14 protein-coding genes are annotated in these 12,255 nt (G+C 42.4%); 10 read left to right on the top strand and 4 right to left on the bottom strand.

Translation table 11 applies throughout. From position 1 onward, the window contains the following. The first annotated feature begins 22 nt into the window (after positions 1-22). The 5 genes from hxlA to NSQ25_RS12000 all read left to right on the top strand — a co-directional run bounded on the left by hxlA (position 23) and on the right by NSQ25_RS12000 (position 3,642). A complete protein-coding gene (hxlA, locus tag NSQ25_RS12020; RefSeq protein WP_024423080.1) occupies positions 23-655 on the top strand; it encodes a 3-hexulose-6-phosphate synthase in 633 nt (210 codons plus the stop codon). After that, positions 652-1,209, top strand: coding sequence for a 6-phospho-3-hexuloisomerase (gene hxlB / locus NSQ25_RS12015; protein WP_034280016.1), 558 nt, complete (start codon positions 652-654; stop codon positions 1,207-1,209). The genes hxlA and hxlB overlap by 4 nt, the downstream gene beginning before the upstream one ends. Positions 1,210-1,349: 140 nt before the next feature. Continuing rightward, complete coding sequence (locus tag NSQ25_RS12010; protein ID WP_041118061.1) at positions 1,350-2,075, top strand: DsbA family oxidoreductase; 726 nt, start codon at positions 1,350-1,352, stop codon at positions 2,073-2,075. Positions 2,076-2,160: 85 nt separating this feature from the next. Further along, positions 2,161-2,625 (top strand): MarR family transcriptional regulator, encoded by a 465-nt coding sequence (locus NSQ25_RS12005; protein ID WP_046311859.1) that lies wholly within the window; start codon positions 2,161-2,163, stop codon positions 2,623-2,625. 6 nt (positions 2,626-2,631) lie between these two features. After that, positions 2,632-3,642, top strand: coding sequence for a serine hydrolase (locus NSQ25_RS12000; protein WP_041118059.1), 1,011 nt, complete (start codon positions 2,632-2,634; stop codon positions 3,640-3,642). An 18-nt stretch (positions 3,643-3,660) separates the two neighbouring features. On the opposite strand, the gene NSQ25_RS11995 is transcribed toward NSQ25_RS12000, so the two are convergent. After that, complete coding sequence (locus NSQ25_RS11995; protein WP_041118056.1) at positions 3,661-4,749, bottom strand: GntR family transcriptional regulator; 1,089 nt, start codon at positions 4,747-4,749, stop codon at positions 3,661-3,663. Positions 4,750-5,022: 273 nt separating this feature from the next. On the opposite strand from NSQ25_RS11995, the gene NSQ25_RS11990 reads away from it, so the two are divergent. From NSQ25_RS11990 to NSQ25_RS11975, 4 genes are all read left to right on the top strand, one after another. Then, complete coding sequence (locus tag NSQ25_RS11990) at positions 5,023-6,648, top strand: FGGY-family carbohydrate kinase (RefSeq protein WP_326136219.1); 1,626 nt, start codon at positions 5,023-5,025, stop codon at positions 6,646-6,648. Then, positions 6,642-7,346 carry an L-ribulose-5-phosphate 4-epimerase gene (locus NSQ25_RS11985; RefSeq protein WP_039180113.1) on the top strand — a complete coding sequence of 235 codons (705 nt, stop codon included), beginning with the start codon at positions 6,642-6,644 and terminating at the stop codon, positions 7,344-7,346. The genes NSQ25_RS11990 and NSQ25_RS11985 overlap by 7 nt, the downstream gene beginning before the upstream one ends. Positions 7,347-7,363: 17 nt before the next feature. Next, positions 7,364-8,785, top strand: a complete 1,422-nt coding sequence (gene araA / locus NSQ25_RS11980) for an L-arabinose isomerase (protein ID WP_326136220.1) — start codon at positions 7,364-7,366, stop codon at positions 8,783-8,785. An 81-nt stretch (positions 8,786-8,866) separates the two neighbouring features. Then, positions 8,867-10,207, top strand: a complete 1,341-nt coding sequence (locus NSQ25_RS11975; protein ID WP_041118049.1) for a sugar porter family MFS transporter — start codon at positions 8,867-8,869, stop codon at positions 10,205-10,207. Positions 10,208-10,247: 40 nt separating this feature from the next. Here the strand turns inward: NSQ25_RS11975 and NSQ25_RS11970 are convergent, their stop codons facing one another. After that, the gene (locus tag NSQ25_RS11970; RefSeq protein WP_024427922.1) at positions 10,248-10,460 is read right to left on the bottom strand and encodes a hypothetical protein; all 213 of its coding nucleotides are present in this window, start codon (positions 10,458-10,460) and stop codon (positions 10,248-10,250) included. Positions 10,461-10,709: 249 nt separating this feature from the next. Between NSQ25_RS11970 and NSQ25_RS11965 the strand changes: the two genes are divergently transcribed. Then, positions 10,710-11,003 carry a spore coat protein gene (locus NSQ25_RS11965; RefSeq protein WP_024423071.1) on the top strand — a complete coding sequence of 98 codons (294 nt, stop codon included), beginning with the start codon at positions 10,710-10,712 and terminating at the stop codon, positions 11,001-11,003. A 38-nt stretch (positions 11,004-11,041) separates the two neighbouring features. Here NSQ25_RS11965 and NSQ25_RS11960 read toward each other — a convergent pair whose 3' ends face one another. Both NSQ25_RS11960 and NSQ25_RS11955 read right to left on the bottom strand, forming a co-directional pair. Beyond that, positions 11,042-11,710, bottom strand: a complete 669-nt coding sequence (locus tag NSQ25_RS11960) for an ABC transporter ATP-binding protein (RefSeq protein ID WP_211043213.1) — start codon at positions 11,708-11,710, stop codon at positions 11,042-11,044. Continuing rightward, positions 11,703-12,248, bottom strand: a complete 546-nt coding sequence (locus NSQ25_RS11955; RefSeq protein ID WP_326136221.1) for a hypothetical protein — start codon at positions 12,246-12,248, stop codon at positions 11,703-11,705. Before NSQ25_RS11955 ends, NSQ25_RS11960 begins: the two co-directional genes overlap by 8 nt. Positions 12,249-12,255: the final 7 nt, after the last annotated feature.

Below are 12,255 nucleotides of genomic sequence, written 5' to 3'. Positions count from 1 at the left end.
TGAAAAACGGGAGTGAAAGTTGATGAAATTACAATTAGCATTAGATTTAGTGAATATACCAGAAGCGATTGAGCTGATCAAAGAAGTAGAAGCATCCATTGATGTGGTCGAAATTGGGACACCTGTTGTGATTAACGAAGGGCTTCGTGCTGTAAAAGAAGTCAAGCAGGCTTTTCCGAATTTACGTGTACTCGCTGATCTGAAAATTATGGATGCTGCCGGCTATGAAGTGCAGCAGGCCTCCGAAGCAGGAGCAGATATCGTCACCATTCTTGCAGCGGCAGAAGATATGTCCATTCAAGGAGCGGTGAAAGAAGCAAAAGCAAGAGGAAAACAAATTTTAGTTGATATGATTGGCATCAAAGATATCGCAGGCCGTGCAAAAGAGCTGGATGCGCTTGGAGTCGATTATATTTGTGTGCATACAGGCTATGACCTGCAAGCGGTTGGTCAAAACTCATTTGCTGACCTTATGACAATTAAACAAGTCGTCAAGCAGGCAAAAACAGCGATTGCAGGCGGAATTAAGCTTGATACGTTACCTGAAGTCGTGAAATTAAACCCTGATTTAATCATTGTCGGCGGCGGTATCGCAAGCCAGGACAATAAAGCAGAAGTAGCGGCACAAATGAAGCAGCTGATCGCACAATCATGAAGACCAGCGACTATGTGAAGGCCATTTTAAATGAGCTTTCTGAGCATTCGCCAGCCATTCAAGACGAACAAGCAGAGCGCCTGGTCACAAGTATTTTATCTGCACAAAAAGTCTTTGTGGCAGGTGCAGGCAGGTCTGGTTTGATGGGAAAATCGTTTGCGATGAGACTTACGCATATTGGCGTCAAGGCTTATGTCATTGGAGAAACGAATACGCCTTCTTTTACCAAAAAGGATCTCTTGATTGTGGGGAGCGGCTCTGGTCGCACAGAGTCTTTGCTTGTCCTTGCAAAAAAGGCAAAAGCAATTGGCGGAAAAGTGGCAGCGTTCACGCTTTCTGCTGAGTCACCTTTAGCTGATCTATCGGATGAAGTCATCTTATTGTCAGGTGCACCGAAGGATCAACAGGAAGGAAGTCATCATACCATTCAGCCAATGGGTTCACTATTTGAGCAGCTGCTTCTTTTGACTTACGATGGGGTCATTTTGCGGTTAATGGAAATGAAAGAGCTCGATACACATACAATGTACGGTCACCATGCAAATTTAGAATAGTCATTTTCAACGCCTTTCCTTTCTTAAAAGGAGAGGCTTTTTCATTTCAATCAAGCCCAGAATCTTGACATAACCGATTTGATGTAACTATAATAGTTACATCGTTAAAGAAAAAGTGCAAGCACGGAAGGAAGATGAAAATGAAAGTACAAATTTGGTCAGATATCGCCTGTCCTTTTTGTTATATAGGAAAAAAACAGCTGGAAACAGCGCTAGAACAATTCCCAGAGAAGGACCAGGTAGAGATAGAGTTTAAAAGCTTTGAGCTTGATCCACATGCACCTGCTCAAGTCGATTATGACGTTCATGATATGCTCGTCAAAAAATATGGCATGAGCCGCAGCCAGGCCATGGCGATGAATGAGCAGGTGAAGCAGGCCGGCAAAGAGAAAGGAATCGATTTTCAATTTGATCCGCTCGTGTTGACAAACACCTTTGATGCTCATCGATTGGCGCAATATGCTGGTCAAATGGGGAAAGGCGATTTTGTCATGGGAGAACTGTTTCAAGCATATTTTACAGATGGAAAGCATGTTGGTGACCGTCAAACTCTTTTAGACATTGCAGAAAAAGCTGGTCTTGATGAGAAGGAAGTACAGCAAGTTTTAGACAGCGAAGCATTTACCGATCATGTCCGAAAAGATGAACAAGAAGCGAGACAGCTTGGTATCAATGCTGTTCCGTTTTTCTTGATCAATGACAAGTATTCAGTTGCAGGTGCGCAGCCGGCCGATACGTTCCTGCGCGCACTTGAAACAGCTTGGACAGAGGAAGCAGCTCAAGCAGAAAAAGCGTCTGCCAATTCATTTGAAGCAGCATGTGCAGATGGCGTATGTGCGGTGCCTACTCCTAAAGAAGAAGCGTAATAGCAAGTTCCCTATCTTTCTAAAAAGATGGGGATTTTTTCTTGTTTTAATATAAAGGTTGCTTTATACTTAAGATATCTTAATTATGAAGGTGATAAAAGTGACATCCAAAACAGCTATGATTCAAGAGCTAAACAATATCGAAGCCCGCATCCATCAAAAGCTCCGATTAGAGTTTGAAGAATTATTTGTAGATGAGTTAACCGATAAGCAGCATATTGTACTGAATTTTATTGAGCAGAAAGGGGGAAGTTCTCCTATTCAAATTGCCCAGCAATTAGGCATCACTCAAAGTGCAGTGAGTCAATTGTTAAACACGCTTGAAAAAAAAGAATGGATTCGCCGCAGCATTAACCCGAATAACCGGAGGGAATTGCATGTTGAACTTTCTGAGAAGGCAAAAACGTACCTTGAGAATATGCGAAAGGTAGAGCTTGCGATTATTGAAAAATATTATTCAGCATTATCCTTCGATGAGATATCCACATTGACATCGATTTATGAAAAGCTTGATCAATTGATCCCACATCAAAACGAAGAGAAAGGATGAGAATGAATGACGCTCAAACAAGAAGTACAGAGAATCGCTTCCTCTTATACAGAGAAAAAGAAGGAGGCGCTGCTTGTGATCGGACTGATTCATCAAGGGGAAACGCATGTCTTTCATTTCGGGGATCACCCTATACAAAAGCGAGTGCAGCCAGAGGATGTCATTTTTGAGATTGGCTCGATTTCAAAAGTCTTTACGACAAGTATATTGGCAAGCATGATGCAAAAAGGGCAGATGAAACTCGATAATTCGATTTCTCTGTATTGTCCTCACATTCGAAAGAATCACCCCATTCAAATAGAGCAGCTGGCAACCCATACGTCTGGTCTTCCTCCGCATCGTCTTCTTAGAGATTTGCAGCTATGCTTCCTTCCTAAAGTGAGAAGAGATATGTTCTGTCAGTATTCACTCGATGAATTAATGAAACTGTTAAATTCGAAAAAGTGGAATCAGCCAAAAAGCTTTCCATCTCGTTATTCCAATGTGGGTATGGGTCTGCTTGGTTTAATCATGGGCTGGTCTCGTCACAAAACATATGAACAGCTATTGATGGAATATATCGTGGATGAGCTTCATCTATCAAGTACCTTTATTACGATTAAGGATAATGTAGAAGCAAAGATGATCTTAGGGCATCGGGAAAATGGAAAAGAGGTTCCGCCGCTTCATATGCTTGACTATCAAGGAGCTGGCGCTATTCGCTCGACCATCACAGATTTATTGTCATTTCTCTCTAGCCATCTACACGCAGATGCGGATTCTTTTTGGAAAATCACGCATGAACCAAGACGGGATATGGGCAGGAACATGTCAATGGGACTCGGCTGGGTCATCGATGACACAGGACTCATTTGCCATAATGGGGCGACGTCTGGATTCTCCAGTTTCATGGGCTTCCGCCCGCATTCAAAATCAGGCGTGGTCGTTTTATCCAACTACCGTAATCGAATCACGCAAGACTCTCCCGATCGTATAGCGTATGATCTGCTGGATATGCTGGAATCTAAAATAAAATGAGCCACTTGGAGTAGGGGCTCATTTTATTCGTTTGATCGTTTCACCTGGAACCAATTCAGGCTCGTAAAACGTTTGATCAGGGAGATTCTTTTTTCCTTGTACTTTTTTAATCATCCAGTCTGCTGCATCACGGCCCATTTGCTCCTGAGGATGGGTCAGTGTTGTCAGCTTCACATGGGCATTTTTCTGGGCGATATATGAATTATCCTGTCCAATAATCGAGAGATCATCTGGAATGGACAGCCCGATTTCGCTGCATACGCTGGCTACTTCTAAACCCACCTCATCGTTATAGCAAACAAGGGCGGTCAGCTCATGTCTGTGCGCCATCAGGAATGTGTTAATTTGCTCCCCTAAATGCTGCTTCGATTCTGTATCGAAAAAAAGCACATGCTCAGGCAGGAAATTAAGCTTCGCTTCACCTAGCGCCTGAATATAGCCCTTCATCCGATATTTTCCCTGTAAATCATCTGTTTTTGAAATAAGCCCAATTTGCTGATGTCCAGAGGTGATCAGCTCTTTTGTGGCTAAATAGCTGGATTTTACATCATCCAAACAGAGAAAAGGAACCTCTAACTGCTCATAATAGGCATTGATCATAATGAGCGGTACATCCTGTTCTTTAAAGGATAAATAGTACGAGATGTTTGGGTTATATAAATTGCTTTTCGTCGGCTCGACGATAAGTCCGTCCACACCAAACGACAGCATCATTTCCAGCGCTTTTTTCTCCTGCTCAACATCGTTATTTGTGCTTGCCAGTAATAAAGAATAGTTCTCTTCGTTTAAACGGCTTTCAATGCCTCGAATGATAGAAGGAAAAATGTAATCGGATATGTATGTTGTAATGACACCAATCGTTTTCATATGTGCATGTCCCGCAGGCTTTGTTTGATATTGATTGGTCACAAATGTGCCTGAACCTTTTTCGCTGCGCAAAAATCCTTCGCTGGACAATTCCAAAATGGCTTTTCGAACTGTATGTCTGCTTACTTGATACATGTCTTGCAGGCTTGATTCGGTTGGAATACGCTCCCCGATCCGATAATCCCCTGTGAGTATTTTGCTTTTTATATCATCAATAATGATCTGGTACTTCTTTTTCATCGTTTCACTTCTTTCTCAGTTGATCATCTACTCGGATTGAGAAGAAATTGTATGGACATATTTTAACATGGTTGTCGGATCAAAAACAGGCGCTTCCCTTTTCTGTTATGACCCCTTCAGAAAAAATGAAAGTTTTTGTCGCATTATGTATGTACAACTATATTTATTATTGACATATGTACGTACAAATATTATATTGTGATTGTACCAGAGAATCAATGAATCTAGAAAAAGAAAATTGAAACCGCTATCAAAAATGGGGGTGAACGTAGAGTGGATCACAAAGAGACGGCCAAAGCCTTGAAAGAAGGACGGACATCTTTAGGCATTGAATTTGGCTCAACACGAATTAAAGCGATTTTAATAGATGAGGAATTTCAGCCAATTGCACAAGGTGCATATGAATGGGAAAGTTTTCTCGAGGATGGAATATGGACGTACAACTTAATTGATATCATTACAGGTCTGCAAGTGGCGTATCGAGAGATGAAAGAACAGGCCGAGCAAAAGTATGGTGTGACCATTCAAACCATTGGCTCAATCGGGGTATCAGCGATGATGCATGGCTATGTGGCATGTGATCATACAGGAGAGGTTCTCGTTCCGTTCCGAACATGGCGGAACGGAACGACCATCGAGGCGAGTCAAAAGCTGACAGACGTATTTCAATTTCATATTCCAGAAAGATGGAGCATAGCCCATTTGTATCAAGCGGTATTAGAAGATGAAAAACATCTATCCCGATTAGAATATATGACCACTTTGTCAGGATATATTCACTGGCTGTTAACCGGAAAGCAGGCCATTGGCATTGGGGATGCGTCAGGTATGTTCCCAATTGACGAACAAACGAAAGATTACAATGAAGAAATGCTCCATCAATTTGAAGACTTGATCGCAGAAAAAGGCTATCCATGGAAGCTTCGTCATCTTCTGCCGCATGTTTATTTAGCAGGTGAGGAGGCTGGCGTGTTAACGGCAGCAGGAGCAGCCATTTTAGATCAAGGAAAACATTTGCAGCCAGGCATTCCATTTTGCCCGCCGGAAGGTGACGCTGGAACGGGAATGGTGGCGACAAACAGTGTAGAAAGACGGACCGGGAATATTTCTGTTGGGACGTCGGTTTTTGCCATGATTGTGCTGGAGCAGGATCTAAAAGGTGTGTATCCAGAAGTGGATCTTGTCACGACGCCGGATGGACTGCCAGTTGCCATGGTTCATGCGAATAACTGTACAAGTGACCTAAACGCTTGGATGAATATATTCAGAGAGGCATTTGAAGCACTTGGCCTGCAAGTGGAGTCAGAAAGGTTATACGAATCCTTATTGCAGCAAGCTTTAAAAGCAGATCGAGATGGCGGCGGACTCTTAAGCTATGGCTATTACTCTGGTGAAAATATTACGAGACTGCCAGAAGGAAGACCTCTTTTTGTCAGGTCTCCTGAAAGCCGCTTTAACCTCGCTAATTTCATGCGAACCCATTTGTTCTCCGCTTTTGGTGCAATGAAAATAGGCATGGACCGGTTAAAGGAACAGGAACATGTAGTGATTGACCGCTTACTAGGGCATGGGGGATTATTTAAAACACCGCTCGTTGGACAAAAAATGGTTGCCGCAGCGCTGAATACACCTGTATCAGTCGTTTCAACAGCGGGAGAAGGCGGTGCGTTTGGGATGGCTGTCCTTGCTTCATATATGATCCATCAGCAGCAGCAAACATTGGCTGAATTTCTCACTCATCGAGTATTTGCCCATACATCAGAAGAGCTCATGGAGCCTGATCCACTCGATGTCAAAGGCTTTGACGAATTTTTAAAGCGCTATCAAGAAGGTCTTGCGATTGAAGAAGCGGCAGTAGCGCATCTGATGCCAAAGAAAGGAGTGACGACGGTATGCTAGATCGCTTAAAAGAAGAAGTGTATCAAGCAAATTTAGATTTGCCAAAATACGGACTTGTGAAATTTACATGGGGCAATGTCAGTGCATGTGATCGTGACAGTGGTTTGTTTGTGATTAAGCCGAGCGGCATAGCGTATGACCAGCTATCAGCAAAAGACATGGTCGTTGTGAACTTTGACGGTGAAGTAGTGGAAGGGGAATTCAGCCCTTCGTCAGATACAGCTACACATGCAGTTCTTTACAAACACTTTGAGGAAATTGGCGGCATTTCACATAGCCATTCTATGTGGGCAACCGTTTGGGCGCAGGCAGGTCTTGATTTACCAGCAATGGGCACAACGCATGCCGATACATTTTACGGAGCCGTTCCGTGCGCTCGTTTTCTAACAGAAGAAGAAGTCAATCGCGGTTATGAGGTAGAAACGGGCCGGCTGATCATCGAAACGTTTGAGAAAAGAAACCTAGATGTGATGGCGGTGCCGGGTGTCTTGCTTCAAGGTCATGGGCCGTTTACGTGGGGGAAAGATGCAAAAAGTGCGGTCACAAACAGTGTGATTTTAGATGAAGTCGCCAAGATGAACCTTTTTGCCAAGCAATTGAACGAATTTGCGGAGCCATTACCGCAGCGAATTTTAGATAAACATTACTTAAGAAAACATGGAAAGCATGCGTATTACGGACAAAAACCTTCAAGATAAAGAAAAGAGGGATATCTATGTTAACAAGTCAGAAAAAAGAATTTTGGTTTATCGTTGGGTCACAGCATTTATATGGTGATGAAGCACTGCAAAAAGTAAAAGCAGATGCACAAAAGATGACGGATGCTTTAAATGAGAGCGGTTTACTTCCTTATCCCGTGATCTTGCAAAACCTGGCTGTCAGCGCTGATCAAATCACACAGCTTATGAAAGAGGTCAATTATCGCGATGAAGTTGTCGGTGTGATGACGTGGATGCATACATTTTCTCCAGCAAAAATGTGGATACGCGGCACTAGCCTTTTGCAAAAGCCTCTTTTGCACCTTGTCACACAATATTATGAAAAGATTCCGTGGGACACGATCGACATGGACTATATGAATCTCCATCAATCCGCACATGGAGACAGAGAATATGGCTATATCAATGCACGTTTAAATAAACAAAACCAAATTGTGACCGGTCATTGGTCAAAGCCGGAGGTACAGCAGCAAATTGCTGATTGGATGGACGTTGCGGCTGCTTATCATGAGAGCTTTCACATCAAAGTAGCCCGGTTTGGTGACAACATGCGGCATGTAGCCGTGACAGAAGGCGATAAAATCGAAGCGCAGATTCAATTAGGATGGACCGTTGATTACTTTGGAATAGGCGATCTCGTCGAATATGTAAATGCAGTAGAAGACGAAGAGGTAGATGCATTATTTGCTGAGTATTTAACGCAATATGATGTAAATTATGGAACGTATTCAGTTGAAGAATGGGAAAAAAGTGTCAAGGTGCAGGCGCGATATGAGATCGCCATCAAACGTTTCTTAGATGAAGGCGGCTATAATGCCTTTACAACAAACTTTGAAGATTTACATGGGATGAAGCAGCTGCCAGGGCTTGCGGTACAGCGGCTGATGGCAAAGGGGTACGGCTTTGCTGGGGAAGGCGATTGGAAAACGGCCGCACTGGACCGCTTATTAAAGATGATGAGTCATCATCAATCCACTGGATTTATGGAGGACTACACGTATGAAATGACGTCTGGGCAGGAAGCAGTGCTGCAATCTCATATGCTGGAAGTAGATCCAGCGCTCGCACATACAAAACCCGTCATTGTCGTATCTCCACTTGGAATCGGAAATCGGGAAGATCCAGCACGTCTTGTGTTTGATGGAAAAGCAGGCGAGGGTGTCGTTGTTTCCATTGCTGATTTTGGAACACATTTTAAATGGCTGATACAAGAAGTCGAAGCCTTTGAGCCGGAGGAAGCAGCACCTCATTTACCAGTTGCACGTGTATTGTGGAAAATCAAACCGAATTTTCAGGATGGCGTCAAAGCATGGATTAAAGAAGGCGGGGGCCATCATACAGTCGTGTCTCTCAATTTAAAGGTTGATCAAATTGTTCACTTTGCAAAGCTAGTCAATGCAGAATATGTGGTTTTATAGAAGGGGGAAAGGTCTTCTACTGGTTACAGTAGAAGCACCGGGTGAAATGAAAGCGGTTAATTAAGTGAGGGGGTCATCCACTTGGAGAAAAAAGTGTCAAGCAAATTTATCTTCTTTTTCGGGTCCTTTGCAGGCATCTTATTTGGATATGATATTGGTATTATTGCAGGGGCGGAAGGACATATTCAGGAAGAATTTCAGCTCAGCCCATTATGGCTTGGAATCGTTGTCTCTTCATTAATGGGCGGGGCCATCATTGGCTCCATCTTAAGCGGTCTCTTAGGGGATAAATTTGGCCGCAGAAAACTCATTTTGGTCTCATCCGTGATCTTTTTTGTCGGGGCGATCGGATCAGCTATCGCACCAGAAGAGATTTCACTCACCATCGCTCGAATCTTTTTAGGGACAGCAGTAGGAACAGCTTCATCTTTGGTTCCTGCTTACATGTCTGAAATCGCTCCTGCTAAAATCCGCGGGAAATTATCTGGGCTCAATCAGCTCATGATTGTAACTGGTCTATTGCTCAGCTATATTGTTGCGTTTGTGTTTGAGCCCATCCCGGACAGCTGGCGCTGGATGCTGGGAAGTGCCGCTTTATTTGCGATCGTGCTTTATATTGGCATGCTGAAGCTTCCTGAATCTCCGAGATATTTGATTAAACACGGAATGGCTCATAAAGCACGGGAAGTATTAGGATCACTGCGTTCTTCCCGTGAAGAAATCGAATCAGAAATGCAGGAAATTTTAGAAGTCGCCAAAGAAGAACGCTCGGGAATTCGTGAATTGTTTCAAAAGAAATTCCGAATGGCTCTTTTCATTGGGGTTGGAATGGCAACCCTTCAGCAAATTCAAGGCGCGAACTCCATTGTCTATTATGCAACGAGTATCGCTCGGAATGTAGGTCTTGCGCCGCAGGTCGCCGCAGGTTTTACAGTCATTGTCGGTGTCATTTTCGTCGTCACGACCGTGATCTTTTTACAATTTGTTGACCGCTTCGACCGCCGAACGATTCTCACCGTAGGGGGATCGGGAATGGCCCTTTCTTTCTTTGCTCCAGCCGCATTAGGGGCACTTGGCGTTAGTGAAGGAATTTTAAACTGGGTGACATTGATTTCACTTTGCTGCTTTATTTTGTGCTATGCCTTCTCGTGGGCACCGATCACTTGGATCATCATCGGCGAAATCTTCCCGCTTTCTGTCAGAGGCATCGGAGCAGGTATCTCTTCTGCTTTTAACTGGACCGGATCATTAGCAGTTGGACTTGTTTTCCCTATTCTGGCTGATCAATTCAGCTTTGGGGTCATTTTCTCCTCATTCGGAGTCATCTGCTTAATCGGGCTGTTATTCACCCGATTTGTGCTAGTCGAGACAAAGGGAAGAAGCTTAGAGCAAATCGAAACCGATATGGCTGCACGTGTATAAATTTAAGAAAACCATCTATCCCATGTGGGTAGATGGTTTTTTACTCAAGCGTCTGTTTGAGCTCATTTGGCAGTAAATCAATCAATTGATCATAGGAAGACAAATCCAGCACTTCAAGCAGTGCGTAATATTTCGCGTAAATTTCACTCAGCTGATCAGGATGGTTTGTTTGATATTGATTCAGATGTAATTGAGTTAGTTCAAGTGCAATGTCTAGCTTGTTTCGTTCGAATGGCTGTGTCGTGTTGATCATATCGTTCACCTCTTATTTGATAATGAGTGGAAAAAATGCATTGAATAAAAAGAGCTGATGTTTTGTTTTCATGGATGACCTGTCTTCGTAAGATATCATTTGTATAATATGTTAAAATTGTCCTTTTGTAAAGAAAGAGAAAACGAGGTCGATAGTGGATTTTTTTTAAATAGACAAGCATCTAATCACGAAAGGTGCCTCTGACATACGATAGAGTGTAAGTGAAAGACAACTTGAAGGGGTGTTGAGATGAGCCGAAATCGATTAGATGATTTCTTCTTTGGACCTCGCAGAGGAAACCAAGGAGGAGACGAAACGGTTGTTTTCCCCACACGTCAAATTGTCAACACAAGAACGAATGAACAAACGATCAGAAAAATTCATCCAACGCATATCACAAACGTCAATAAAAACATCAAAAGAATCGAAAACTACTATCCTGTCACTGAATCGACTCACAACGAGTATATTGTAGAAGAATACGATTGCGGCAGTGATATTAAAAACCCTTGCTGCCGTCCGGTGAAGCGCTGTAAGTGGTAATGAAGGGGGCATCCTTTTATGGGATGCCTTTTGTATGTCTAATGCTCCATTTCATTTAATTGTCCCTGATCCAGCTGGAAGAAACGATTTCCTAACTCTGAATAAAGGTAGCGCTGATGGCTTGTAAATAAAACACATCGATGAGAGAACTCTTTTTTTAATAAAGAAATCGATTGTATTTGAGAGGCTTCATCAAGAGAGGTAAAAGGCTCGTCAAGAATGATCAGCTCTGGAGATCTTGCCACCATACAATTAAAGAAAAGTTTATATCTCATGCCCAATGAATATTGTTTGACAGGCATTTTTAGGGCATGAGTTAAATCAAATGTATCACAAAGCGATAGAAAGGTCTCTTTGTATAAAACCTTTTCCGACTTTTTCATTTTCCATAAAGACTGGATAAGCTCCATATGCTCGAAACCAGTGAGCGCATCATAGACTAAAGGTTTATCTGGGATGTATGCTACCAGACTTTTATATTGAGCGGTTCCAGGGTGATGCTGCTCGTTAAGTAAAATCGTTTCTGATGCTGAAGGAAGCAGACCTGCGATGATCTTTAAAAGTGTCGATTTACCGCTGCCGTTCTTTCCAATAATACAAGCTCGATCACTTTCTTTCAGATCACATGACACATGATCGAGAAGGGGAGAATTCTCTTCTGTTGTTTCATAGCGAAAAGATAGCTGAGACACTTGAAGTTTAGCCATTGATGAATCCTCCAATAACAAACGCAGTCGTCACAAGCATATACAAGATCACAGTTGCTAAGGCAGCTTTTTTTGATCCTTCAGCATAGTAAATAATTCCATCATAAAGGATCCGTAAAAGATATAAGTTGAATAAGAAGGAAACTATTTGAATCAAGAGAAAATAGTGATCTAATTGTAACACCATCACACAATAGATCGCTGCACTATTCACTACTAAAAGAAATGCATTATAAACCAAAATAACAAGATACATTTTGCGTAGAATAAAAGCTTTATGAAAAAAATACATATAAATAGAAGTTAGGACAGTACTGAGAAAATTTAAAATGAAATAAAGCGGGATTGTCAGCAAAAAGATAAAAACAATGCTGGCAAGTTGTTTCCCAGTGGATAAAGGTTCATCTACTAACAAATCAATAATAAAAAATGTTAAAAAGACAGTCGACACAAATAATGATAGTAAGACAAGGCCTACAATGGTTTTAATCGATTGATTCTGATTGAAAAATTGCTTAGGACGTAAAAGTAGCTCCATGGAACCA

Source organism: Bacillus sp. FSL R5-0512 (assembly GCF_038593295.1).
Classification (GTDB): domain Bacteria; phylum Bacillota; class Bacilli; order Bacillales; family Bacillaceae; genus Bacillus; species Bacillus safensis.
The sequence above is the reverse complement of the archived record's forward strand: the minus strand, read 5'-3'. Positions and strand labels throughout refer to the sequence as shown.